The organism is Janthinobacterium sp. TPC_1 (genome assembly GCF_056037845.1).
Window position 1 is genome coordinate 1,237,697 of record NZ_CP195157.1, and the last position, 25,394, is coordinate 1,263,090.

Sequence of the window (25,394 nt, forward strand, 5' to 3'; positions counted from 1 at the left end):
ACACCGCATGCACATCCCCCGCCATCTCACCGCACTCATCGTCGCCGGCGCTTTCCTGCTGGGCGGCTGCGCCACGCGCGGCCCCGTCCCTACGTTCTATGATTTCGGCCCGGCCGCGCCACTGGCGGCAGCACCGGCGGCCGCGCCAGCCGTGCCCGTGCTGGTCATCGCCGACGCCAACGGCCCTTCGTGGCTGGACAGCCAGCGCATGTACTATCGTTTGCTGTACGCCGATGCGCAGCAATCGCGGCCGTACGCCTACAACCGCTGGAACACGCCGCCGCTGCAACTGTTGAGCCAGCGCCTGAAGACGCGCGTGGCGCAGAGCGGCGTGAAAGTGCTGTCGACCACGGACGCGGCCGCCGGCATGCCGCTGCTGCGCATCGACGTCGATGATTTTTCGCAAGCGTTTGACACGCAGACGCACAGCAGCGGCCACGTGTCGCTGCGCGCCTCGCTGTTCCGCGGCCACCGCCTGATCGACCAGAAAACCTTCAGCCGCAGCGGTCCGGCCGGCAGCGCCGACGCGCAAGGGGGCGCGCAGGCGCTGGCGGCGGCATCGGATGCCATCGCCGCCGACCTGCTCACCTGGCTGGGCACGCTGAATATCCCGAAAGAATGACCGAGCCCGCACCTTCCGCCAGCCCGGCGGCGCCACTGCCGCCCGTCCGTTCCTCGCCCGTGTCGCGCGCGACCCTGCTCGCCTACGTCTTCCTGATCGTGTACGCGAGCTGGTTTCCATTCACGGGCTGGCACAGCAATGGCCTGTCGCCGCTGACTTTCCTGGAAAACACGCGCATGCCCCGTTACTGGACGGGCTTCGATGTCGGCGTGAATATCGTCGGCTACATCCCGCTGGGCGCGCTGATCGTGTATTCGCTGTTTCCAAGGATTACTGGTTTCTTTGCCGTCATCGTCGCCAGCCTGTGCGGCATGTTGATTTCCGGCAGCATGGAAGCCGTGCAAACCTATTTGCCCAGCCGCGTATCGTCGAATCTGGACTTTTATACGAATGCGGCCGGCTGTTTTATCGGTTCCATCATCGGCGCCTTCACGGCGCGCAAGCTGCTCGACCATAGCCATTTGTACCGCTTGCGCCAGCGCTGGTTTGCCCAGCATGCCAGCCAGGGGCTGGTGCTGGTGGCCCTGTGGCCGCTGGCGCAGATCTATCCGCAAGGCTACCTGTTCGGCCTGGGCCAGTTGCTGCCCATCCTGTCGGACTGGCTGTCGCGCCTGGCGGGCATGGAGATCGACCTGGCCGCGTATCTGCGTCCCGACGTGATCTTAACGGTCGAGCAATATTGGCTTTCGGAAACTATCATCACGGCTTGCGGCATGACGGGCGCCGTGCTGACCTTGCTGTGCCTGCTGCGCCGCGCCGCGCCGCGCGCCATCCTGATGCTGACCCTGATCGCCGCCGCCCTGATCGTGCGCTCGATGGCCAGCGCGCTGCTGTTTTCGCCGGAAAACGCCTTCGTCTGGATCACGCCGGGCGCCCAGGGCGGTTTCTTGATCGGCCTGATCATGCTGGGCGGCCTGGCCTTCGCGCCGCACGTGGCGCAGCGCCGCATCGCCGCCGCCACCTTGCTGCTGAGCCTGGTGATGGTGAATACGACGCCGATCAACCCATATTTCATGTCAACCTTGCAAGGCTGGGTACAGGGCAAGTTCCTGAACTTTAACGGCGCAGCGCAATTTCTCGCCTTGCTGTGGCCCTTCATGGCCCTGTGGTTCCTGTGCCTGCCGTCGCACCGCCTGAACCGGCAAGACGATGTGCAGCGCCAGCGTCGCGAAGACCACCCATAAGCGCTATCATGGCGCATTGATGATGAATCAGCAGGAGATCAGTATGAGCGACGCACCGTATTTTGAACGCCACGTTTTTTTCTGCATGAACAAACGTGAAGACGGCCGCAACAGTTGCGGCGACCATGGCGCGGAAGCGGCGCAAAAGCATTGCAAGCGCCGCATCAAGGAACTCGACATGAATGGCGCGGGCAAGATCCGCATCAACCAGGCCGGCTGCATGGACCGCTGCGAGGAAGGCCCGCTGCTGGTGATCTACCCGGAAGCGACCTGGTACACCTATGTCGACACCAGCGATATCGATGAAATCATCGATACCCACCTGGTCGGTGGAAAAATTGTCGAGCGCCTGAAGATTTAATGCCAATTTAAGAGATAGCCACCAGTATGAGCATCATGAACAGAAACTCGGAAAAATTTACCCTCGCCGGCCATGCGGGCAGCATGGAAGGCTTGCTCGATTTCCCGGCAGACACTCCGCGCGGCATCGCCCTCGTTGCCCATCCACACCCGCTGTATGGCGGCACGATGGATAACAAGGTCACGCAAACCCTGGCGCGCGCGTTTGTCGCCCTCGGTTACGTGGTGGCGCGCATCAACTTCCGCGGCGTCGGCGCTTCCGAAGGCGTGCACGACCATGGCGCGGGCGAGACGGACGACATGCAATTGCTGTATGAACACATGGTCGGCCTGTATCCGGGCTTGCCCGTGGCCTTGTCCGGTTTCTCGTTCGGCACCTTCGTGCAATCGAAACTGCAGGAGCGCCTGGCTGCCGCCGGCACGCCGGCCGAGCGCCTGGCGCTGATCGGCAGCGCGGCCGGCAAGTGGGCCATGGCCAATATTCCCGCCGACACCATCTTGATCCACGGCGAACTGGACGACACGATCCCCCTGTCCGCCGTCTTCGACTGGGCCCGTCCACAAGACATCCCCGTGATCGTGATCCCCGGCGCCGACCACTTTTTCCACCGCAAGCTCAATCACATCAAGAACCTCGTGATTGCGCTGTGGCATGGTGACAAACCCGCAATAGCAGCAGATGATCATTGAAGTGTGGGCTTACTAGCGCCTCCACGGCTATAATTGATCCGTTTTTTCCACGCGGCCACGTACGCAGCAACTGCGTGGCCCTCAGCCTTCATCTTTTTCGCAGACCAGCCTCCATGAAAAAACTTTTAGCGGCACTGGCCTCCAGTGTACTTTTCCTATCCGCCGCCCACGCCCAGCACGTTCCTGCACCGAGCATCGCCGCCAAATCCTGGCTGCTGCTTGACGCCACCAGTGGCCAGATCATTGCTTCGCAAGATCCGGACGCCCGCATCGAGCCGGCATCGCTGACCAAGATCATGACGGCCTACCTGACGTTTGCCGCCATCCGCGAAAAGAAACTGGCGCTGGATCAGAAAGTAAACGTGTCCGTGCGCGCATGGAAAGTCGATTCGAGCAGCTCGAAGATGTTCATCGACCCGGCCACGCCCGTCTCGATCGACGACTTGCTGCACGGCCTGATGATTCAATCGGGTAACGACGCCGCCGTGGCGCTGGCTGAAGCCGTTGCCGGCGACGAAGGCACCTTCGTCGTGCTGATGAACCGCGAAGCCCAGCGCATGGGGATGAAAAACACGCGTTTTGCCAATCCGCATGGCTTGCCTAGCCCGGATAACTTTTCCACGGCACAAGATCTGTCCGTGCTGGCCCAGCGCGTGATCGCCGACTATCCTGAATTCTATAAAATTGACTCCATCAAGAGTTTTACCTACAACAAGATTACCCAGCCTAACCGCAACCGCCTGCTGTGGCTGGACCCAACCGTCGATGGCATGAAGACGGGCCACACGGAAGCGGCCGGCTATTGCATGATCGCCTCGGCCCGCCGTCCAGGCGGCACGGGCGAGCGCCGTTTGATCTCCGTCATGCTGGGTACCTCGTCCGACCAGGCACGCACGCAAGAAAGCCAGAAGCTGCTGAACTGGGGCTTCCAGAACTTCGATACGGTCAAGCTGTACTCGAAGGGCCAGGCCGTGGCCACGCCGGAAGTGTGGAAAGGCTCGAAAGGCACCGTGAAAATCGGTTTCGCCCGCGACGTGCTCGTCACCGTACCAAAAGGCACGGCGGCCAAGATGAAACCTGTGCTGGAACGCAAGGACCCGCTGGTCGCACCATTGGCTGAAAACGCCCCTGTCGGCAAACTGAAAATGATGGTCGACGACAAGGTCCTGCTGGAACTGCCCGTCGTGGCGCTGGAAACCATCAACCAGGCCACGATCTTCGGCCGCGCCTGGGATTCGATGCGTCTGTGGATGAAATAAGCAGTCAGCACTCCCCATAAAAAATGCCCGCAGATGCTGCGGGCATTTTTTTCGTCTTGCGTTACGTCAGCTTACTTCGCCGGCGCATCCTTCAGGTGCGGCTGGCGCACCACGGGCGGGAAGGTGCCGTGGCGGCCTGCGGCAAACGTCGCTTCCGTCTGCGATGGCTGCACCGGCACGGACACCTTGCGCACCTTGGCCACCTGCGCCGCCGTCACGGGCGTGCCGCGGTTGCCCCAGCTGGTCTGGATGAAGGTCACCACCTGCGCGGTCTGCTCGTCATTGAAAATGTCGGCATACGGCGCCATCGTCAGCGCCGACGGCGCCGTGCGCGTGGCCGGCACGGCGCCGCCCGACAGCACGATGTTGATCGCCGAGGTGGGATCGTTCGTCTGCAGCACGGCATTGCCGGCCAGCGCAGGGAAAGCCTTGTCGTAGCCCTTGCCGTCGGAACGGTGGCAACCGGCGCAGCGGTCCAGGTACAGCTGCGCGCCCTGGGAGTTGACGATGCCGCTGAACAATTGCTTGCCCAGCTTGTCGTCGGCCACGAAGGCCGGCGTGCCTGGGTTCGATGCCGGCAAGGACTTCAGGTATTTCGCCATCGCCGCCAGGTCGCCATCCGTCATGTGCTGCATGGAATGGGCCACCACGTCGTTCATGGCGCCGAACGAGGCCGTATGGCTGTTGCGGCCCGTTTTCAGGAATTCGGCGATCTCGGCCGCGCTCCAGCGCGCCAGGCCACCGCCATGTTCATTGCGCAGCGAAGGCACGGACCAGCCGTCAATCACGCCGCCGCCCGCCAGGAAGGTGGTATTGCCCGCGTCCGTCAGCGATTTTTCCTGCATGCCCACGCCGCGCGCCGTGTGGCAGGCGCCGCAGTGGCCCAGGCCCTGCACCAGGTAGGCGCCGCGCAGCAATTGCGCATCGCCTGTGACCGGCGTTTTATACGGCTGCGGCGTGGGGGCAAACGCCCAGCGCCAGATGGTCAGCGGAAAGCGCATCGACAGGGGCCACGGGATGTCGGCCGCCTTGTTCGGCGTCGGGTCCGCCTTCACGCCATGCATGAAATAGGCGTACAGCGCCTGCATGTCCGCCTCGCTCAGGCGCGAGTACGATGGATACGGCATGGCTGGATACACGGTATAGCCGTGTTTCGTCACGCCCGTGCGCATCAGCTTGTCGAAATCGGCAAAGCTCCAGTCGCCGATGCCGGCCTTCTTGTCGGGCGTGATGTTGGTGGAATACACCTTGCCGATTGGCGTTTCCATGCCCAGGCCGCCCGCGAACGGTTTACCCTGCGTGCCGGCCGTGTGGCAGGCGATGCAATCGCCGGCGCGGGCCAGGTATTCGCCCTGGCGTATCAGCTGGGCATTCGGGGTGGTCGCGGTAGCCGACCAGGCGGCGCCGGAGGCGAGCGCCAGCAGCAGCGCGCCCACTGTATGGGTGAATGTGTTGTTCATCTTCTTGTTCTTCATCAGGCGACCAGGGGACGGGGATCTTGCAGGTATTGCTCGCGGATGGCCTTGGCCGACCAGTAGGTCAGCGCGCAAGCGAGGCCCGTCGGGTTGTAGCCGATGCCGACCGGGAACACGCTGGAGCCGACGGCAAACACGTTGTGCACGTCCCAGCTTTGCAGGTAGCGGTTGACGACGCTGGTCTTGCGGTCCGCGCCCATGGCCGTGCCGCCCGCCCAGTGCGTGGTCTGGTAGTTGCGCAAGTCGAGGTGGTCGCCCACGCTCTTGACGGAGACCTTGATCGACTCGGGATTCATGGCCTCGGCCACCTTCATCATCTTGTCGGTGACGAAACGGCTCATCTTGATGTCGTTTTCCTTCCAGTCGAAGGTAAAGCGCAGCAATTGCTGGCCATACTTGTCCGTGTAGGTGGGGTCGAGGGTCGACATAGCAGTCGCGGTAAGTCATGTTGGCGCCGTGACAGTCGAACGAGACCGTGTTCAGATAGCTCTTCTTGACGGCCTTTTTCCAGGCCGAACCCCAGGCGGGCGTGCCGTCCGGCGTGGCGATGCCGGAAATGGGCTTCGAGCCGGCCGGGTTGCACCAGGCGGGCGAACCGCCGACAAAGCCCAGCGGGCCATGGTCGAAATTGTCGCCATTCCAGTCATCGAGCGCAACGCCCGTGCCGCCGGCGCCGATGAAGGGGTTCGTGTTCGTGTCTTCCTTGAAAAAGGTCTGGATGGTGGACATCATCTGGTAGGCGATATTGCGCCCCACCACGCCCTCATTGCTGACGGGGTCGTACGGCTTGCCGATGCCGGAGAGCAAAAACAGATGCGCGTTGTTGTAGGCAAACGCACTGGCGATGACCAGGTCGGCCGGTTGCTCGACGGCCTTGCCGTCCGCATTGATGTAGGTCACACCTGTTGCGCGTTTCTTGCTGCCGTCGAGGTTGATGCGCACCACATTGCAGTTGGCGCGCAATTCAAAGTTCGCCACCATGCGCAGGGCCGGCATGATGTTGACGTTGGGCGAGGCCTTGGAATAGTTATAGCAGGCGTAGCCGGAGCAGAAACCGCAGAAGTTGCACGGTCCCATCTGGCAGCCATACGGGTTCGTGTACGGGCCGGACGCGTTCGACGAGGCGTTGACGAAGGGGTGGTAGCCGACGGCCTTGGCCGCGCGGCGGAACAGTTCGGCCGTGTACGGCACTTTTTGCGGCGCCAGCGCGTAATTGTCGGAGCGGTCGCCCTCGAACACATTGCCGTCGCCGACGACGATGCCGTTGACCTTGTACGCCTGGCCCGAGGTGCCGAAGACTTTTTCGACGAAATCGAAGTGCGGCTCCAGCTCGGCGTAAGTCACGCCAAAGTCCTGGATCGTCATGCCTTCGGGAATGAATTTCTTGCCGTAGCGGCGTTCGTAGTGGCTGCGGATCTGCAGCTCTTCCGGCAGGACGCGCCAGTGCATGCCCGACCAGTGCAAGCCCGCGCCACCCACGCCCGTGCCGGGCTTGAAGGCGCCGATCTGGCGATACGGCACGGCCACGCCCGTGATGCTGTGGCGGAAGGTGAACGTGCTCTTCGACATATCCTGGAACAGCTTGCTGCGCTGGATATACGTCAGCTCGTCGAGGGTCTTCGGATAGGCGCCGTCGGGATAGGTGTCGCGGTACTCGCCCCGCTCCAGCGCGACCACGTTCAGGCCCGCTTCCGTCAATTCCTTGGCCATGATGGCGCCGGTCCAGCCGAAGCCGACAATCACGGCATCGACAGGCTTCATTTTTACATCGGGTTTGATATCACTCATGATGGTTTTTCTTTTTCTTTGATCTGCTACAAAAACGTTGCGGTTACAGGCTTAGGCAATCGACACAGGAGGAAGCGGGTATTTCTTGCCGTACTGCTCCACCCAATCCATGTAGTCGGCGCGCGCGCCTGGGAAACCGACCATCTTCCAGGCCAGCATGTCCTTGTTGCCGCCGTGCACGGGATCGCAAAAGTAACCTTCGCGCGTGTTTTGCAGCAGCTGGTTGAAAAAGACTTTCGATGGCACTGCGCCGATGTCCAGAGTGCCCTTTTGCAATTGCGTGATGACGGCGTCGCGCTCGGCTGCACCCAGCTGTACGAAAGGCTTGCCGGACTGTTTCTGCACGGCAGCATTCACGCCGGCCAGGGCGCTCTGGTACAGCTCACGCGGCGCCATGTGGAACTGGTAGCCGAACTGTTCGATCGAGGGCACGAACGGTCCCTGCATGTACCACAGCGCGCCATACGCGTAAGGCGTGTTCATCTGCGCATCGATGAATTCATGCGCGCCCGCTTCCAGCGCGCGCCCGGCCCTTCGCCGTCGGCCGGGATCAGCCGGTCGACCAGCGCCGTCAGGGTGGCCCATTCGGTGGCGTCGAAAAAGCGCGGTTTGTAGGCAGGCTGGTCTTTGGAGACGGCCATGGCCAGGCCGCCGCCGGCGCCGGCCAGCAAGGCCACGGCAGGCGCGGCGCCGACGGCCTTGCGCAGGAAGTTACGCCGATGGGGCGAAATCCCGATGATTTTCATAGGTTTTTCCTCAGGCGGCACGAGCCGCCACAGTGATGGATGTGGAAGTCAGAAAGAAAATGCGGACACGCGCCGCGCAGATGGCAGATTTCACGTAGAGATGGCTGGGGTATCGCGGCGCGGTGCATCCGCCTGCCGGTTAATTGATCAAGGTGATTGACAAGCGGTAGCTTTGCATTTACGGTGCGCATCGTACCATAATTAAAAGAAACATTCAGAGACAGGTTTAACGTGATCAAAAAAGAGGCAGCGGTGCGTGGCCGCCCGCGCAAGGGGGCGTGGAAGATGCGGTACTGGAAGCCATCGTCCTGCTGGTCCGGCAACATGGACTGGAAGCGGTGACGATACAGATGGTGGCCGACGTGGCCGGCGTGGGGCGCCAGACGATCTACCGGCGCTGGCCGCGGCGCGAAGACATGCTGCTCGATGCGCTCGTCAAGCGCACGGCGGAAAAGCTGCAGCGCGCGCTCGACATGCCGGACGGCCAGGAAATCGAGGCGATCTGCGCGCGCATCTTCGACAACCTGAACGCCGACGGCCGCTTCACCTGCGATTTATTGGTGCTGATCCACGACGATGCGGCGGCGCAACTGCGCTTTCGCGAGCAGATCGTCGCGCCGTGGATTACCCTGGTGGTGCAGCGACTGGTCAACATCGGCGTGCGCGCCGACCTCGACCTGCGCCTGTTCGCCTTCATGCTGCAATCGGCGCTCGTGTACCAGATGCAGCTGGGCGGCCAGCTCGACCTTGCCCTGCAGGAGCGGTGCTGCCGCTTTATCCGCAGCATGTTGTAGCTCTGGATATAATCGTGGCGTCACCTTCTTCGCCACCACCAGAAAGCCAGCCCATGAGCCATGTATTTCCCGCCAGCCTGCAAGCGCCGCGCAGCCGTTTAAGCGGCAACGGTCCCGAACTGTCGCGCATCGTCGCCGGCATGTGGCGCATCGGCGAGTGGAATATGTCGGCGCAGCAACGCCTTGCCTTCATCGAGCAATGCCTGGCGCTGGGCGTATCGAGTTTCGACCACGCCGACATCTATGGCGATTACAGCGCCGAAGGCCTGTTCGGCGAAGCGCTGGCTCTCCAGCCGGGCTTGCGCGACAAGATGGAACTGGTCAGCAAGTGCGGCATCAAGCTGCTGTCGCCGCACCGTCCCGGCCATGCCATCCAGCATTACGACACGAGCGCGGCGCACATTACCAGTTCCGTGGAACACAGCTTGCGCCAGCTGCAGACGGACCGCCTGGACTTGCTGCTGATCCACCGCCCCGACCCGCTGATGGATTTCGACGAGATCGCCGGCGCGTTCACCCAGCTCAAGCAAGCGGGCAAGGTGCTGCACTTTGGCGTGTCGAACTTCAGCCGCCACCAGTTCGAGTGCCTGCACCGGCGTTTCCCGCTGGTAACGAACCAGGTGGAGTTTTCGCCGCTGCACGTGGCGCCGCTGTTCGACGAAACCTTCGACGGCTTGCAGGATCTGAAAGTGGCGCCGATGATCTGGTCGCCGCTGGCGGGCGGCCGCCTGTTCCAGGGCGGCGACGCGAATGTGGAGAATTTGCGCAATGTCATCAAGCAGATCGCCGACCAGCTGCAGCGCCCGTTTGCCAGCGTGGTGTTCGCCTGGATCATGCAACTGCCTTGCCGCCCGCTGCCGCTGACGGGCACGGGCCGCATCGAGGCCGTGGGCGTGGCCGTGGAAGGCACGCAGTTCACGCTCAGCCGCAGCGACTGGTTCGCCATCCTGCGCGCCGCGCGCGGGCACGAGGTGGCTTGAGATTAATCAATCTCGTCCGGGTCGTTGAATACTTGAGGTAGCGCAATGCCGCGCCAGCCCAGATGCCACGCCAGGTTGAGCAGCAGGGTGGCGGCGATGTAGACGGCGAAGAACAGCGCGAAGAAGCTGGTCTTCAGCCACACCAGCAGGGCGATGGCGACGATCAGCACCAGCAGCGCGGCCAGGCTTTTCTTTTGCTTGGAGCTGGGGAAACGCAAGGTCGACACCATCAGGCTGCCCACGCCGACGAGCAGCAGCATCAGCAGATAGCTGTGCAGCATGGAATCGATGGGCGCCGGCCAGGCCACCACCACGGCCGCCACGCAGGCGGCACCGGCCGTGATCGGCATGCCGACGAAATACAGGGGGTCGGTATGCCCCACGTTCACATTGAAGCGCGCCAGACGCATGGCACCGCAGGCAACAAAGAAGAAGCTGGCCATGCCGCCAAAGCGCAGCAGCAGCGGATCGTGCACGCCCATCTGTACAAAACCATAGCAATACAACAAGACGGCGGGGGCGCAGCCGAAATTCATCACGTCGGCGATGGAATCGAGCTGCACGCCGAACTGCGAACTGGTGTTCGTCAGGCGCGCCACATAGCCGTCGAGCGCGTCGAACACGCCGGCCAGCACCAGCAGCGCGGCGGCCAGGCGGTAGGCATCGGCGTCGCCCACTGCAGCGTTATCGACGGAAATGACGATGCTGGCAAAACCGCAGGCTATCGACAGCAAAGTCACCATGCTGGGCAAGGCATACTTGGCGCGCTGCAGGCGCGACTTGGGCAATGTGTTCAAATGTATGGGCAATCAAAGTAGCAGGAATGAGGCAGCGCAGCGGCAAACGCTGCGCTATGCGCATTCTACCCTGCGCAGCTGCGGCACCGTCTGCGCACGAGCGCGCGGCATATCTTTTCATGGATGCTCTATTGCGTATCAAAATACCTTAGAATCGTTTTACCGGGCAGCATGGCGCCCCCCCATCAGACAGGAGTCAGCTTGATTGCCTCGTTATCGCGTTGGACACACAGCCTCCCCACCCTCCTGATCGTAGCGCTGCTGAGCGCCTGCGGCGGCGGCGATAGCGGCGGCAATGCTTCGCCGGGCACCTCGACCCAGGCCGGACAGCTGACACAGGAGCCGGGCGCCCCGGTTCTCAGCAACAATATCGCCACCGATGGTTTCAACTGGATCAATTACCGGCGCAGCCAGATCGGCCTGGCGCCGCTGGTGCGCAATAGTCTGATCGACAACGCGGCAGTCGGCCACTCCAACTATCTGAACATCAATGGCGTGGTGGTGCACAATCAAGTGAAAGGCAAACCCGGCTTTACCGGCGAAACGCTGTATGACCGCCTGAGCGCGTCACACTATGCCGTCACTTCCGTCTGGGGCGAAGTCATCGCGGGCGTGGCCACCAACTCCGGTTTCTACATGGCGGAAAGCCTGATCACGGCCGTGTATCACCGCTTCCTCATCTTTGAACCGATGTTCAAGGAAGGCGGCGCCGGTGCGGCCGTCAACAACAGCGGCTATGCCTACTTCACCACCGACCTGGCCGGCAATAGCCGCTACGGTCTCGGTTTGCCGGCCGGACAGATCATCAGCTACCCTTTCAACGGACAGACCAAGGTCGCCACCAGTTTCTCCAGCAATGAAGAGGAGCCCGATCCCGTGCCCAACCAGGACGTGGTCGGCTACCCCATCAGCGTCCATGCGAATTTCGATGCCACCCTCAGCGTGACGGCGTTCACCGTGCGCCAGCATGGCGCAGCGACGGACCTGACGGTACGCTTGCTCAGCAAGGAGACCGATGCCGGCAATACTTCGCGCTCGGTGGCCGCCATCATCCCGCTGGCCCCGCTGCTGGCGGCCACCACCTATGACGTGAGTTTCATCGGCAAAGTCAATGGCGCGGACGTCACGCGCAGCTGGTCCTTCACGACGCGTTAGTCTGGCAGCGTCTGCCAAGCGGACGCAGTAGCGAGGGCAACTGGATGTAAAATGGTGGATATTGCATGAATGCAATTGACAAGTTTTGGGGCTCTCTGCACACCAGGCATGCTGAAACCACACGCCACTTGCGATGATGATGCCGCCGTCGCGGCATCCGACATGGTCCGGATTCTCGACGTCGAGAACGGACTGGGCCGCATCATGGGCGACCGCATCCTGTACCTGAAAATCCTGCGCCGCTTCCTGCATGACCATGGCACCACGCCGTGCCAGATCCGCGCCGAATTCGATGCGGGCAACTATAACTCCGCGCGCCTGAAGGCGCATACCCTGAAAGGCGCCGCCGGCATGATCGGTGCGCGCCACGTGCATGGCCTGGCGACAACCCTGGAGTCGGCACTGCGTGCGCAGGCGCCCGACCTGGACCAGCAGATGCTGCAGCTGGAACTGGCGCAGGATCAATTGCTCGGCGCCGTCAGCAGCATGCTGGGCACGCCGGAGACCACCCACATGGCAGCGCAGGACATGGCACCCGATCCGGCCGCGCGCCCGCCATCCAGCTGCTGCTGGCGCGCCTGGCCAGCCATCTGCGCGAAGGCGACGGCGCGGCCATCGACATCCTCGAAAACTCGGCCAGCCTGCTGGCCGCCAGCCTGGGCGTGCACGTCTACCAGGAAGTGGCGGCCGCCGCGCACGAGTTCGATTTCGACGGCGCCCTCGCGGCCCTGCTGCGGCGCCGCTAGCAAGCACACACTCAAGGGTGGTATTGCGCCTCTTCCGCATATGCCACGCAACAACTCTTGCAACAGAAACGGCGCACGGCATCGAGCGGCTTGTCGCAATACCAGCACGCGCCCTTCGGCGGCAAGGTGGCGATCAATTCCGGCATGGCGGGCAATGGCCGTGCCAGTACCTCATGCTCGCCCTGCACGACATCCGGCTGTTTGCTGTCCATGGCGCTTCCTTTCCTAGCGGCACTTCAAGGCCGCTCAGCAAGATTACGTCATTAAAGTTGATGCGGTATGAGCATGCTCAATAGACCGCGCTCCCGCGGGATACATGGCAGCAAATGGCGCTATTCGCGGCGAGGCTGGGTTTGCACATTCGGCCCCACAAGATCGGCCCGTTCCATGCAGTAAGGCTCCCACGCTGTCTCCTGCCGCATGACGAAAGTCATATTGGCAAGACGCGCACCGTGCGCCTGGATTGCTTCCTTGCGCTGGGGTGTATTGACAAGCAAGGCCATCACTTGACCTACCTTGTTTTCATCCTCGGGGACCAACTCGCCAAGGCCAGCTAGGCATTCACTGCTGCGTATCGCCATCGAATGCGCATGTGACGATTCCCAGGATGTGGTTGCCAAAATAGCAGCCTGATTGCTGATGGCAACATTTGCCATGCCCCGCAGAAGCCGGGCATCTCGCGAAAAATGCCGCAGCAGAAACAACTCGACATCATCGCGCACGCCATTATCATTGCTATCAATACCAGCAAGCGTTTGTTTGCCAGCAGCACCGGGATCAGGCGGTAGCACAGTGTCGATCGTCAATTGCAATGGGGCGGCAGCCAAAACCGCGATGGGAGAAACAAGCGCCAATGCAAAAAAAAACAATAGCGGTGCTACACGGGAATGAAGGATATGTCATAGAGACTCCAGGTTGGAAATTCCGACTATAAAACCGCCACACGGCAAGCTATTGCTTTTCCGCAATCAATATGAATTTGCTTGCGGATACAGAGCTGGCTGAAAACCACATCCAATAAATCATCAGGCGAAAATTCGCCCGCGATGCTCGACTGTTGCACCTGCGCCAGGCGCAGCTCTTCGGTGAACAGATCGAGCGCCGGTCTTTTCGCCGTTCGAGGTGTATGCAAAAAAACACCTCTGATACTTATTTCCGAAAGCTCCTGACGGCATCATTCGCCTGCTCGTCGATGACTCTTTTGATTGCCGGCTGCTTGCCATATTTGACTGACAGCCGTTTCCACTGCCGCTGCGCCTGGCCGCACGATTGCTCGACGGCTTGCGTGATCTCGCGCTGCGCGCCTTGTCGTTGTCATCCCATTCGCCGGCGAAGTGCTCGCACATCTGCGCATTTTCGACGAATTTCGCCACATCCTGCGGCAACTTTTCCTGCGCGCCAGCCAGCAGGGGCAGGCAGGCGAACATGACGGCAAACAGCAGCTTCATCCGATTCTCCTTATTTGCCGATGCAGAAACGGCTGAAGATCACGCCCAGCAGATCGTCAGGCGAGAACTCGCCCGTGATGCTCGACAGCTGCACTTGCGCCAGGCGCAGTTCTTCGGCAAACAGATCGAGCGACTGGTCGTCCTGCGCCGCGTGCTCGGCGGCGACATGCAAATGCTTGCCAGCCGACTTGAGCGCGATCAAATGGCGCTCGCGCGCCAGGTACAGCGATTCGCCCGTCTGCTGCCAGCCGGCGATGCGCAGCAGCTCGGCGCGCAGCAGGTCGATGCCGATGTGCTCGTGGGCGGACAGGTACACGTGGGTGGCATCGGGCAGGCTATCCACGCCGGGCTTGTGGCCCGACAGGTCAATCTTGTTCCACACGCGCACCACGGGCACGCCTTCCGGGAAGGCGGCGACGATGGTTTCATCGGCCAAAGTCGGGCCATGATCTGCGTCAAGCAGGTGCAGGATCACGTCGGCCTTGCCGATCTCGCCCCACGTGCGCTCGATGCCGATGCGCTCGACGGCGTCGATGGTGTCGCCGGCGCTGCGGATGCCGGCCGTATCGATGATGTTGAGCGGAATGCCCTCGATCTGGATGGTTTCGCTGACCTTGTCGCGCGTGGTGCCGGCGATCGGCGTCACAATCGCCACATCGGCGCCCGCCAGCGCGTTCAGCAGCGACGATTTGCCCACGTTCGGCTGGCCCGCCAGCACCACGTTCAGGCCTTCGCGCAGCAGCGCGCCCTGCGCCGCCTGCGCAAACACTTTATGCAACGCTTCGATAACGGCTTTCAACTGGCCGCGCGCATTCGATTTTTCCAGGAAGTCGATTTCTTCTTCCGGAAAGTCCAGGGTCGCCTCAACCAGCATCCTTAAACCCGTCACCTGCTCCACCAGCGCGTGGATGGTGTTCGAGAACGCGCCCGACAGCGATTGCGAGGCGGACTTGGCGGCCGCTTCCGTCGAGGCGTCGATCAGGTCGGCCACGGCTTCGGCTTGCGCCAGATCAAGCTTGTCATTCAAAAAAACGCGCGGCGCGTGAATTCGCCCGGTTCTGCCAGGCGCAAGCCGCTGTCCTTGCCCGCTTCGAGCACGCGCGCCAGCAGCAGCTGCAGCACGATGGGGCCGCCATGGCCCTGCAATTCCAGCACGTCTTCGCCCGTGTACGAATGCGGGCCCTTGAAGTGGATGGCGATGCCCTGGTCGATGATGCTGCCATCGGCTTCCGTAAACGGCAGATAGGTGGCGTGGCGCGGTTTCAGCTGCTGCGCGCCGAACAGGGCCGTCATCAAAGGAGCGAGGTTTTTGCCGGAGGCGCGTACCACGCCGATGCCGCCGCGCCCGGGGGCGGTGGCGATGGCGGCGATAGGGGAAGAGTCGAGTTTCATGGCGTAATTGTAGTGTATTCGGGGAAGGCTGCAGGGGCTACGCTATTGTCAGCGACAAACCGGTGCACATGAAGGGGGCGCTCAGTGGAAATCCGACAAAACCCACTTTTTTTGACATCGGACCCACTGGGTCCGATGTCAAAAAAAAGCCCGCGCTCGGCGGGCTTTCTGTTCGCTGGCCGGAATTACTTGACGGCTGGCGCGTATTTCTTGGTGATCACCCATTGCTGGCCGATCGACAGGACGTTGTTGACGACCCAGTAGAGTACCAGGCCCGACGGGAAGAAGAAGAACATCACCGAGAATGCCAATGGCATGAACAGCATCATCTTCGCTTGCATCGGATCGGCCGGGGCCGGGTTCAGCTTGGTCGTGATGAACATCGAGATCGCGTACAGCACGGGCAGGATGCACCATGGGTCATGCTGGGCCAGATCGGTGATCCAGCCGATCCATGCGCGCCGCGGATTTCCACGGACGCGTTCAGCACCCAGTACAGGGCGATAAACACGGGCATCTGGATCAAAATCGGCAGGCAGCCGCCCAGCGGATTGATCTTTTCCGTCTTGTACAGCTCCATCGTCGCCTGGTTCATCTTTTGCGGATCGCCCTTGAAGCGTTCGCGGATCGCCTGCATCTTCGGCGTGACCAGTTTCATCTTGGCCATGCTGCGGTAGCCGGCGGCCGACAGCGGGAAGAACAGCAGCTTGATCAGGATCGTGAAGGCGATGATGGTCCAGCCCCAGTTACCGAGCACGCTGTGGATCTGTTCCATGACCCAGAACATCGGCTTGGCGATGATGGTCAGCCAGCCATAATCCTTGACCAGTTCCAGGCCAGGCGAGACGTTTTCCAGCAGGTGCGCGATTTGCGGACCCGAGTACAGCTTGCTGTCCATGCTGGCCGAGGCGCCTGGCGCCAGGGTCGGCAATGGCAGCACGTTGCCGATGGCGTACAGGTTGGGGCCGACCTTCTTCGTGAAGATGTCGCGCTTGGCGTTCTCAGGCGGCACGAAAGCCGACACGAAGAAGTGTTGCGAAATCGCAAACCAGCCGCCATTCGCCGTGGCCGGGTGCAGGCCCTTCATGGCGTTGTCGTTGCCCTTCTTCTCGTCTTCTGCCGCCGCTTTTTCGATTTTCTCGAACGTCAGCTTCTGGTACTTGTCTTGCGGCGTGTACAGGGTCGGACCCGTAAAGCTGCTGTTGAAGAACGAATCGCCGACCGGCTTGTTGCCGTCATGCGTCAGTTGCAGGTACAGCTGCGGCGTGACAGGGGCCGCGCCCACGTTGGCCACGTCGTGGCGCACGTCGATGACGTAGTCGCCGCGCTTGAAGGTAAACGTCTTGGTCAGCTTGACGCCGCCTTCGACCGCTTCCATCACCAGTTGAATCTGCTTGCCATCGGTCAGGGTGCGTACGCCAGGCTGTACGGTGAAACCGCTCGCATGGGTAGGGAAGGGACCGCCGACCAGGCCCGATTGCGCCAGGTAAGTGTGGTTCGCACCTTCGTCGAACAGCACTTCGTTTTGCTTGCCGTCGTCAGGCTGGCACCATTTGAACAGGCCGAAGCAGCCGCCAAACCAGCCCGGATTGCCCGCGCCCTTGAACTTCAGCAATTCCAGACGCTTGACCTGGCCGCCCAGGGTGTCGATGTCGACCTTGATGACGTCGGTGGTGATGGTAATCACTTCGCGCTTGAACGCGGCGGGATCGACCGCTTCACCCGGCAGGGCAGGCACGCCTGCCGCAGCTGGCAAGGCAGCCGTCTTGGCAGGGCTCGCAGGCGCCTTGGCGGTTTGTTCCGTGTTCGCGGAGAACATCGACGGCTTGCCGTTCGAGATCATCCATTCGTTCCAGAGGATTACCAGCGAGACGGAAAACACGATCCACAGGATGGTACGTTTATTGATATCCATTAGGGTATTTGTCAGGAGTGGTTGCAACCGCAAGCGGTCGTTGAAGATTGTTTGCCATCGGCCGGCGGCACCGGGTCGACGCCCCCTTCATTCCAGGGGTGGCAACGGCACAGGCGCTTGGCAGCCAGCAGGCTGCCCTTGGCCGTACCGTGCACGCGCAGCGCTTCCATCGCGTAATGCGAACAGCTCGGATAGAAACGGCAATTCTGTCCCAGCATGGGGCTGATCAGCAACTGATAAGCGCGCAGCAGGAACAGCAGCAGGGTTTTCATGGCGCGGATGGTGGTGGCGCAGCAACAGAACGGGCCTGGGCGGCGATTTGCGCCGCGAACAGGCGGCTCAACTCTTCACGCAGCTCCGCTTTGAGCTGGCTCGTGGTGGCCGGGCCATCCTTGCTGTTGACGGCGCGCGACAAACGCACCACGCAATCGACCGGCGGCATCGCGCTGTTGCGAAACAGCTCGCGCGTGACGCGCTTGATCGTGTTGCGGGTCGCCGCGCGCGGCGCGAAACGCTTGGCCACAACGACGCCCAGCCGCGCATGCGGCAATTGATTGTGTCGGGTGTACAGCACAAAATGCGCTGTTTTTTGCGAAGGGCGCAAACGAAAAACGGATGAAAATTCATCCGTTTTAACGATACGCCGAAAGCGCGCGAAGTCGTGTGAACCTTCGCGTTGATTGCCGACTGGAGTACAGCTAGCCACGCGATCAGCTGTCAACGACAAGCCTAGACGGCCAGACGTTTGCGGCCCTTTGCGCGACGTGCGTTGAGCACATCACGGCCACCACGGGTAGCCATACGAGCGCGGAAGCCGTGCGTACGCTTGCGGCGAACGACGGAAGGTTGGTAAGTACGTTTCATGTTGGTCTCGCTAAAAACAAAAAAAATGCAAAATCGGGTCTGACGTCCCGTCAGTTTTTGGTGCCAATGACAATCGCGCACTTATGCCAAGGCACAAGCTGGCCAATCTCATCGCCCGCTTAATCCACGCTTAGTCCATATTGTCGTTCCAAATGAATAAACACGGAATACGGGGGGGAACCCTGAATTATTCAGCATATGCCCCCCTCTTGTCAAGGATTGCCGTGATCGCCTGGAAATTTGCGCGCCGCTCCCCATCTGCCGCCAAGCCCGCGCCAGCACTGCCTGTCACGGGATAACCGGGGGATAAGTCGCCTCTTATGCACATGGCGCCCCACCCCGCCACACAAAAATAAGCGTCGTGCCTGTGGATAACTTTGTCAGTCGGGAGTAGAATAGCGCGTTACGTGTGGCGAGCCCTCGCGCGACGCCGGCCTTGCAACACGGTGAACGCAGGGCAGAATCGATACGCCCTCCCACACCTTTTCACATAGACATACATGGATAATTTCTGGCAGGCCTGTTCCGCGCAGTTGGAACTGGAGCTGACACCGCAACAATTCAGTGCGTGGATCAAACCGCTTATCCCTCTCGATTACGAAGAGGGCAAGCTGCGCATTGCTGCGCCCAATCGCTTCAAGCTCGATTGGGTCAAGACCCAGTTCGCCAGCCGCATTACTGCCCTGGCCATTCAGTACTTCGAAGCGCCCACGGAAGTGCAGTTCGTGCTCGACCCGCGCCTGGCCCTGCCGAAAAAGCCAGTCACCGCCAGCACCCCGGCCAGCGATCCGAATGGCGGCGCGCCCAGCGCGCGCCCGGCGGAGCCGCAGCCGAGCGTGCCGGAACTGAGCATCGGCGCGGCGCCGCGCCGCGAGCAGAGCCGCATCAACACCGACCTGACCTTCGACAGTTTCGTGACCGGCAAGGCCAACCAGCTGGCGCGCGCCGCCGCCATCCAGGTGGCGAACAATCCGGGCGTGTCGTATAACCCGCTGTTCTTCTACGGCGGCGTCGGCCTCGGTAAAACCCACTTGATCCACGCCATCGGCAATCAGGTGATGGCCGACAATCCGGGCGCAAAAATCCGCTACATCCACGCGGAACAGTACGTCCGCGACGTAGTGACCGCTTACCAGCGCAAGGGTTTCGACGACTTCAAGCACTACTATCACTCGCTCGACATGCTGCTGATTGATGATATCCAGTTCTTTGGCGGCAAGAGCCGCACGCAGGAAGAGTTTTTCTATGCGTTCGAGGCATTAATTGCCGCGAAGAAACAGATCATCATCACCTCGGATACCTATCCGAAGGAAATCACGGGCATGGACGACCGCCTGATTTCGCGCTTCGACTCGGGCCTGACGGTGGCCATCGAACCGCCGGAACTGGAAATGCGCGTGGCGATTCTGTTGAAAAAAGCCAAGCAGGAAGGCGTGACCTTCTCCGACGACGTGGCCTTCTTTGTCGCCAAGCACTTGCGCTCGAACGTGCGCGAGCTGGAAGGCGCGCTGCGCAAGATTCTGGCGTATTCGCGCTTCCATGGCAAAGACATCACCATCGATATCGTCAAGGAAGCCCTGAAGGACTTGCTGTCGGTGCAAAACCGCCAGATTTCCGTGGAAAACATCCAGAAAACGGTGGCTGACTTCTTCAATATCAAGGTTGCCGACATGTATTCGAAGCGCCGCCCCGCGAATATCGCCCGGCCGCGCCAGATCGCCATGTACCTGGCCAAGGAATTGACGCAGAAGAGCCTGCCGGAAATCGGCGAGCTGTTCGGCGGCCGCGACCACACCACGGTGCTGCATGCCGTGCGCAAGATCGCGCTGGACCGTACCAAGAATCCGGAATGCAACCATGAATTGCATGTACTGGAACAAACCTTGAAGGGTTAAGAACACCTGACCAAACCTGCTGCGCGTCGCGCTTTGCGGCCTCCGATGCTCACTGTGCTAAAGCACAGCTCCGCGTCTCGGCCACAACTCACTGCCGCTCGCTACGGTTTTGTCAGGCGTTGCAAGCACGACTGGGCAAGGCTGGCTCAAAACGTGCTTTACCCTTATTATCTGGGAGGGCGCCGCAGCCGGTCTGTCGGGGCTCCCTATGGCAAGAATTGTTAAATTAATACGTTAAACGTCGTACTGTTCAACCTATACATTGAGGATAAATATGCAATTGGTCAAAACCACCCGAGATACCCTTCTCCGGCCACTGCAGATCGTGAGCGGTATTGTCGAGCGTCGGCACACTATGCCGATTCTGGCCAATATCCTCATCCGCAAAGACGGTGAAAATGTCTCCTTCCTGTCGACCGACACCGAAGTGCAGATCACCACGCACGCGGAAATCGGTTCCGGCGCGGACGTCACCGGCACCACCGTGGCCGCGCGCAAGCTGCTGGACATTTTGCGCGCCCTGCCCGAATCGGGCGACGTCACGATGACCCTGCTCAACAAGCGCCTGACCGTGCAAACGGGCAAGTCGCGCTTCGCGCTGCAAACCCTGGCGGCGGAAGAGTTTCCAACCGTGCAACAAGCGGAAAGCTACAACGCGTCCGTCACCCTGCCCCAGAAAACCCTGAAGCACCTGTTCAACATGGTGCATTTCTCGATGGCGCAGCAAGACATCCGCTATTACCTGAACGGCTTGCTGCTGGTTCTGGATGGCAATAATGTCATCGCCGTGGCCACCGACGGCCACCGCCTGGCGTTTTGCCAGGTCGCCACCGAGCAGACGTTTGCGCGCCAGGAAGTGATTATTCCGCGCAAGACCATCATCGAACTGCAGCGCCTGCTGGAAGAGAACGATGAGCCGGTGCAGCTGGACATCGCCGCCAACCAGGTGAAACTGACCTTTGCCGACATCGAGCTGATCTCGAAGCTGGTGGAAGGCAAGTTCCCCGACTACACGCGCGTGATTCCTAAAGGCTACAAAAACGACTTCACCATCGGCCGCGATGAACTGCTGCGCTCGCTGCAACGTGCCGCCATCATGACCAGCGACAAGTTCAAGGGCGTGCGCTGCATCATCACCCCGGGCAGCATGAAGATCAGCTCGACCAATGCGGACCAGGAAGAAGCCGTCGAAGAGCTGGAAATCGACTACGGCGGCGACTCCGTCGACATCGGCTTCAACGTGACGTATCTGCTGGACGTGCTGAACAACCTGAAATGCGAATACGTCAACATCGCCCTGGGCGACTCGAACTCGTCCGCCCTGATCTCCATCCCGGACAATGCCGACTTCAAGTATGTCGTCATGCCGATGCGCATTTAAGAACGGGGTCGGACCCTCTGGGTCTGACCCCGGCATTTCGCCGTTGGGTTGAAATGCGATATCAAGCAATCAAGAAACCCAATGAAAAGCTGGGGTCAGACCCGACAGGGTCTGACCCCGGAACAGTACTAGTTAATTGAGAAAGCAGTCCATGTCCGAGAATCCACAAGACACCCCGATCCAGGCCAAAACGGAAGAATACGGCGCCTCCTCCATCCAGATCCTGGAAGGCCTGGAAGCCGTGCGCAAACGCCCGGGCATGTACATTGGCGACACCTCGGACGGCACCGGCTTGCACCATCTGGTATTCGAAGTGCTGGACAACTCCATCGATGAATCGCTGGCCGGTCATTGCACGGAAATCCACGTCACCATCCACAGCGACAATTCGATCTCGATCACCGACAATGGCCGCGGCGTGCCGACCGGCCTGAAAATGGACGACAAGCACGATCCGAAGCGTTCGGCGGCGGAAATCGTCATGACCGAATTGCACGCGGGCGGCAAGTTCGACCAGAACTCCTATAAAGTATCGGGCGGTTTGCACGGCGTGGGTGTGTCCTGCGTCAATGGCCTGTCGAAATTGCTGAAACTGACCATCCGCCGCGACGGCAAGGTCCATTACATGGAATTCGTGCGCGGCGTGCCGCAAGACCGCCAGATCGTCATGGCGGGCGACGTCGCGACGTCGCCGATCAAGGTCATCGGCGAGACGGACAAGCGCGGCACGGAGGTGCACTTCTGGGCCGACGAAGAGATTTTCACGCACGTGGAATTCCACTACGAAATCCTGGCCAAGCGCATCCGCGAACTGTCCTTCCTGAACAACGGCGTCAACATCAAGCTGTCCGACCAGCGCACGGGCAAGGAAGAAGTGTTCGCCTTCGAAGGCGGCACGCGCGGCTTCGTCGAATACATCAACAAGGCCAAGTCCGTCTTGCACCCGACCATTTTCCAGGCCACGGGCGAGCGCATGTCGGACCAGAACACGAACATCTCGGTCGACGTGTCGATGCAGTGGAACGATGCCTACAATGAACAGGTGCTGTGCTTTACGAATAACATCCCGCAACGCGACGGCGGCACCCACCTGACGGGCTTGCGCGCTGCCATGACGCGCGTGATCAACAAATACATCGATGAACACGAGTTCGCCAAGAAGGCGAAAGTGGAAATCAACGGCGACGACATGCGCGAAGGCCTGACCTGCGTCTTGTCCGTGAAAGTGCCGGAACCGAAATTCTCGTCGCAGACGAAAGACAAGCTGGTGTCGTCGGAAGTGCGCGGCCCCGTCGAAGAGATCGTCGCCAAGACCCTGGCAGATTACCTGCAAGAAAAACCAAACGACGCCAAGATCATTTGCGGCAAGATCGTCGAAGCGGCGCGCGCCCGCGAAGCGGCCCGCAAGGCCCGCGACTTGACGCGCCGCAAAGGCATCATGGACGGCCTGGGCCTGTCGGCCAAGCTGGCCGACTGCCAGGAAAAAGACCCCGCCCTGTCCGAACTGTACATCGTCGAGGGTGACTCGGCAGGTGGCTCGGCAAAACAGGGACGCGACCGCAAGTTCCAGGCCATTTTGCCGCTGCGCGGTAAAGTCTTGAACGTGGAAAAAGCCCGTTTCGAGAAAATGCTGTCGTCCGAGCAGATCACCACCCTGATCGCCACCCTCGGCACCTCGATCGGACCGGACGAATTCAACGTCGAGAAACTGCGCTACCACCGCATCATCATCATGACCGATGCGGACGTCGACGGCGCCCACATCCGCACCCTGCTGCTGACCCTGTTCTACCGCCAGATGCCGCAACTGGTCGAGCGCGGCCACATCTACATCGCGCAACCGCCGCTGTACAAGGTAAAAGCGGGCCGCGACGAGCGCTATCTGAAAGATGACGCCGAAGAAGCGAGCTACATGATGACGGTGGCGCTGAACACGGCCGTGCTGGTGCCGCGCGAAGGCGCGGAAGGCATTTCCGGCGAGACATTGGCCGAGCTGGTGCGCAAGTTCAACCTGTCGAACACCATCATGACGCGTTTGACCCGCGTCATCGACCGCGCCGCCCTGACGGCCATCATGACAGGCACGCAGCTGGACCTGTCGACCCTGGAACAGGCGGAAAAATCCGCGCTGGCCCTGCAGACGGCCATCAACGATACCGCCGTGCACGTGCACGTGCGTTCCGACGACCTGTCGGAAAAACACATGCTGCGCATCGAGCGCATGCACCACGGCAACGTCAAAGTCAGCGCCATCGACGCCGACTTCGTGCAAGGTCCGGACTACGCCGTACTGAGCAACGGCGCCGCCACCTTCGAAGGCTTGATCGGCGAAGGCGCGTTCGTGCGCCGCGGCGAAGGCGAGCGCGTCAAGGAAATCGCCGTGGTCGACTTCCACCAGGCCATGCAATGGCTGCGCGACGAAGCCGAACGCACCGTCTCGAAACAGCGCTACAAAGGTCTGGGCGAAATGAACCCGGAGCAGCTGTGGGAAACCACGATGGACCCGACCGTCCGCCGCTTGTTGAAAGTGCAGATCGAAGACGCCATTGCGGCAGATCAAATCTTCACGACCTTGATGGGGGATGACGTGGAACCACGCAGGGCGTTTATTGAAAATAATGCGTTGCGTGCGGGGAATATTGACGTGTAACTAAATAATTTAGCTAAAAACGGCCCCTTGGGCCGTTTTTTTTTACCTATATGGTCAGATAACTTGCTTATTTTCCTGGCAGAATTTATCCTTTAAATAATAATTTACACTTCACTTGTTACTGAGCCACAGTTAAAACTACTCAACGACAATGAAATAAATTACAATTTATTAATTTTATAATTAAAACAACGATTGATGAAAGGTCATCGATGTCAGCCACTAATCGATTTATTGATCTCTTCGCAGGTTGCGGCGGACTGTCGCTTGGACTGATCAAATCTGGCTGGAAGGGCGTTTTCGCTGTAGAAAAGCATCCCGTAGCATTTGAAACATTGCAACGCAACCTTATTAGGGAGCAAAGCACAAACTTTGAATGGCCCGATTGGCTTCCCAAAAAAGCCCACACCTGCGAGGATATTTTAGCGAATTATTCAGATAAGTTAGCACAACTTAGAGGAAAAATAGATCTAATAGTGGGTGGCCCCCCGTGCCAAGGCTTCTCTATGGCTGGAAAGCGGAATCCTGTTGACCCGCGGAACAAAATGAGCGAACAATATCTTGCGCTTGTTGGCATTATTCAACCAAAATTTATAGTCATTGAAAATGTTGCTGGATTTGATATCGAATTTAGTGGAGATGAGGGCGCATCACTTAACATCGGCACAAAAAAGAAAAGCTATGCGAGCTTTATTTCCTCCAGACTGGAAACTATGGGATATTCAGTATCATCCGGAGTCTTAAATTGCTCTGACTTTGGAGTACCTCAAAATAGAAAAAGGTTTTTTATTCTTTGTGAGTTGCAAAAGTTTGAGAAAAATTCAAAACGTAATCTTTTTAAAGATTTCGTATTAACCAGATCGAAGTTCTTAACTGACCATAATTTACCTGTAACCAGACCAGTTACATGCTTTGAAGCCATATCTGATTTAGAAACACATAACAAAACCTTGGTACCTTGCGAAGACTCTGGGAAGAAGGGATATGTTGAAACTGATTACAACAAATCCATTCCAATCGGGGGCTATCAGAGCCTCATGAGAGAAGCTATTGGCAGCGCAAGTGCTAATAGTAGGCGTCTCCCTAATCATAAAGCAACGACCATCGAAGGCTTTAAAAAAATACAGCGTATTTGCCGGCCTGGTATATCAATTTCGACCGAAGAGATGAAGTTAGTAGGAACGAAAAAACATGCCATAACAGTTTTAAATGCAAAGCTACCGTCTCCTACCATAACTACTTTTACCTGACGA

Annotated in this window: 21 protein-coding genes and 5 pseudogenes; 13 read left to right on the forward strand and 13 right to left on the reverse strand. The window is 59.9% G+C overall.

Annotation, left to right across the window (positions count from 1 at the left end; all coding sequences use genetic code 11):
* Positions 1 to 7 precede the first annotated feature (7 nt).
* The 5 genes from ACQVLG_RS06065 (at position 8) to ACQVLG_RS06085 (ending at position 4,115) form a co-directional block, all read left to right on the forward strand.
* Entirely contained in the window at positions 8 to 622 is a 615-nt protein-coding gene (locus tag ACQVLG_RS06065) for an ABC-type transport auxiliary lipoprotein family protein (RefSeq protein ID WP_230542071.1), read from the forward strand.
* Complete coding sequence (locus tag ACQVLG_RS06070; protein ID WP_474293414.1) at positions 619 to 1,806, forward strand: VanZ family protein; 1,188 nt, start codon at positions 619 to 621, stop codon at positions 1,804 to 1,806. The genes ACQVLG_RS06065 and ACQVLG_RS06070 overlap by 4 nt, the downstream gene beginning before the upstream one ends.
* 43 nt (positions 1,807 to 1,849) lie before the next feature.
* Positions 1,850 to 2,167, forward strand: a complete 318-nt coding sequence (locus ACQVLG_RS06075) for a (2Fe-2S) ferredoxin domain-containing protein (RefSeq protein ID WP_034781335.1) — start codon at positions 1,850 to 1,852, stop codon at positions 2,165 to 2,167.
* Between the two features lie 35 nt (positions 2,168 to 2,202).
* A complete protein-coding gene (locus ACQVLG_RS06080) occupies positions 2,203 to 2,856 on the forward strand; it encodes an alpha/beta hydrolase (RefSeq protein WP_474295551.1) in 654 nt (217 codons plus the stop codon).
* A 113-nt stretch (positions 2,857 to 2,969) separates the two neighbouring features.
* The gene (locus ACQVLG_RS06085; RefSeq protein WP_076569259.1) at positions 2,970 to 4,115 is read left to right on the forward strand and encodes a D-alanyl-D-alanine carboxypeptidase family protein; all 1,146 of its coding nucleotides are present in this window, start codon (positions 2,970 to 2,972) and stop codon (positions 4,113 to 4,115) included.
* 71 nt (positions 4,116 to 4,186) lie between these two features.
* Here the strand turns inward: ACQVLG_RS06085 and ACQVLG_RS06090 are convergent, their stop codons facing one another.
* The 3 genes and pseudogenes from ACQVLG_RS06090 to ACQVLG_RS06100 form a co-directional block, all read right to left on the reverse strand.
* On the reverse strand, positions 4,187 to 5,590 hold the full coding sequence (locus ACQVLG_RS06090) for a cytochrome c (protein ID WP_474293417.1): 1,404 nt from the start codon (positions 5,588 to 5,590) through the stop codon (positions 4,187 to 4,189).
* A pseudogene (locus ACQVLG_RS06095) lies at positions 5,590 to 7,378 on the reverse strand (GMC family oxidoreductase). Before ACQVLG_RS06095 ends, ACQVLG_RS06090 begins: the two are co-directional and overlap by 1 nt.
* A gap of 51 nt (positions 7,379 to 7,429) precedes the next feature.
* A pseudogene (locus ACQVLG_RS06100) lies at positions 7,430 to 8,124 on the reverse strand (gluconate 2-dehydrogenase subunit 3 family protein).
* Between the two features lie 278 nt (positions 8,125 to 8,402).
* Between ACQVLG_RS06100 and ACQVLG_RS06105 the strand changes: the two are divergent.
* Complete coding sequence (locus ACQVLG_RS06105; RefSeq protein WP_474293419.1) at positions 8,403 to 8,918, forward strand: TetR/AcrR family transcriptional regulator; 516 nt, start codon at positions 8,403 to 8,405, stop codon at positions 8,916 to 8,918.
* A 53-nt stretch (positions 8,919 to 8,971) separates the two neighbouring features.
* Positions 8,972 to 9,898 carry an aldo/keto reductase gene (locus ACQVLG_RS06110; RefSeq protein WP_474293421.1) on the forward strand — a complete coding sequence of 309 codons (927 nt, stop codon included), beginning with the start codon at positions 8,972 to 8,974 and terminating at the stop codon, positions 9,896 to 9,898.
* 2 nt (positions 9,899 to 9,900) lie between these two features.
* Here the strand turns inward: ACQVLG_RS06110 and pssA are convergent, their stop codons facing one another.
* Positions 9,901 to 10,641: a CDP-diacylglycerol--serine O-phosphatidyltransferase gene (pssA, locus tag ACQVLG_RS06115; RefSeq protein ID WP_230542138.1), complete on the reverse strand. Its 741-nt coding sequence runs from the start codon at positions 10,639 to 10,641 to the stop codon at positions 9,901 to 9,903.
* Between the two features lie 255 nt (positions 10,642 to 10,896).
* On the opposite strand from pssA, the gene ACQVLG_RS06120 reads away from it, so the two are divergent.
* Positions 10,897 to 11,850: a CAP domain-containing protein gene (locus ACQVLG_RS06120; RefSeq protein WP_474293423.1), complete on the forward strand. Its 954-nt coding sequence runs from the start codon at positions 10,897 to 10,899 to the stop codon at positions 11,848 to 11,850.
* A 204-nt stretch (positions 11,851 to 12,054) separates the two neighbouring features.
* Positions 12,055 to 12,249, forward strand: a pseudogene (locus ACQVLG_RS06125) (Hpt domain-containing protein); the annotation flags it as partial.
* Between the two features lie 62 nt (positions 12,250 to 12,311).
* Here ACQVLG_RS06125 and ACQVLG_RS06130 read toward each other — a convergent pair.
* From ACQVLG_RS06130 to rpmH, 9 genes and pseudogenes are all read right to left on the reverse strand, one after another.
* Positions 12,312 to 12,599: a hypothetical protein gene (locus ACQVLG_RS06130; RefSeq protein ID WP_474293425.1), complete on the reverse strand. Its 288-nt coding sequence runs from the start codon at positions 12,597 to 12,599 to the stop codon at positions 12,312 to 12,314.
* An 8-nt stretch (positions 12,600 to 12,607) separates the two neighbouring features.
* A complete protein-coding gene (locus ACQVLG_RS06135) occupies positions 12,608 to 12,808 on the reverse strand; it encodes a hypothetical protein (protein ID WP_474293427.1) in 201 nt (66 codons plus the stop codon).
* 120 nt (positions 12,809 to 12,928) lie between these two features.
* Positions 12,929 to 13,465 carry a hypothetical protein gene (locus tag ACQVLG_RS06140; RefSeq protein ID WP_474293429.1) on the reverse strand — a complete coding sequence of 179 codons (537 nt, stop codon included), beginning with the start codon at positions 13,463 to 13,465 and terminating at the stop codon, positions 12,929 to 12,931.
* 156 nt (positions 13,466 to 13,621) lie between these two features.
* Positions 13,622 to 14,044, reverse strand: a complete 423-nt coding sequence (locus ACQVLG_RS06145) for a hypothetical protein (RefSeq protein WP_474293431.1) — start codon at positions 14,042 to 14,044, stop codon at positions 13,622 to 13,624.
* A gap of 10 nt (positions 14,045 to 14,054) precedes the next feature.
* Positions 14,055 to 15,436, reverse strand: a pseudogene (gene mnmE, locus ACQVLG_RS06150) (tRNA uridine-5-carboxymethylaminomethyl(34) synthesis GTPase MnmE).
* 185 nt (positions 15,437 to 15,621) lie between these two features.
* A pseudogene (gene yidC, locus ACQVLG_RS06155) lies at positions 15,622 to 17,351 on the reverse strand (membrane protein insertase YidC).
* An 11-nt stretch (positions 17,352 to 17,362) separates the two neighbouring features.
* Positions 17,363 to 17,623, reverse strand: coding sequence for a membrane protein insertion efficiency factor YidD (gene yidD, locus ACQVLG_RS06160; RefSeq protein ID WP_034754335.1), 261 nt, complete (start codon positions 17,621 to 17,623; stop codon positions 17,363 to 17,365).
* On the reverse strand, positions 17,620 to 18,057 hold the full coding sequence (gene rnpA / locus ACQVLG_RS06165) for a ribonuclease P protein component (protein WP_101483123.1): 438 nt from the start codon (positions 18,055 to 18,057) through the stop codon (positions 17,620 to 17,622). Before rnpA ends, yidD begins: the two co-directional genes overlap by 4 nt.
* Positions 18,058 to 18,080: 23 nt before the next feature.
* Positions 18,081 to 18,215 (reverse strand): 50S ribosomal protein L34, encoded by a 135-nt coding sequence (gene rpmH / locus ACQVLG_RS06170; RefSeq protein ID WP_010401996.1) that lies wholly within the window; start codon positions 18,213 to 18,215, stop codon positions 18,081 to 18,083.
* A 500-nt stretch (positions 18,216 to 18,715) separates the two neighbouring features.
* Here rpmH and dnaA point away from each other — a divergent pair, with 500 nt between their 5' ends.
* The 4 genes from dnaA (at position 18,716) to ACQVLG_RS06190 (ending at position 25,391) form a co-directional block, all read left to right on the forward strand.
* A complete protein-coding gene (gene dnaA / locus ACQVLG_RS06175; RefSeq protein WP_070224767.1) occupies positions 18,716 to 20,110 on the forward strand; it encodes a chromosomal replication initiator protein DnaA in 1,395 nt (464 codons plus the stop codon).
* Positions 20,111 to 20,384: 274 nt separating this feature from the next.
* The gene (gene dnaN / locus ACQVLG_RS06180) at positions 20,385 to 21,491 is read left to right on the forward strand and encodes a DNA polymerase III subunit beta (RefSeq protein ID WP_034754341.1); all 1,107 of its coding nucleotides are present in this window, start codon (positions 20,385 to 20,387) and stop codon (positions 21,489 to 21,491) included.
* 151 nt (positions 21,492 to 21,642) lie between these two features.
* Complete coding sequence (gyrB, locus tag ACQVLG_RS06185) at positions 21,643 to 24,141, forward strand: DNA topoisomerase (ATP-hydrolyzing) subunit B (RefSeq protein ID WP_474293435.1); 2,499 nt, start codon at positions 21,643 to 21,645, stop codon at positions 24,139 to 24,141.
* 212 nt (positions 24,142 to 24,353) lie between these two features.
* Positions 24,354 to 25,391, forward strand: a complete 1,038-nt coding sequence (locus ACQVLG_RS06190) for a DNA cytosine methyltransferase (protein WP_474293437.1) — start codon at positions 24,354 to 24,356, stop codon at positions 25,389 to 25,391.
* Positions 25,392 to 25,394 lie beyond the last annotated feature (3 nt).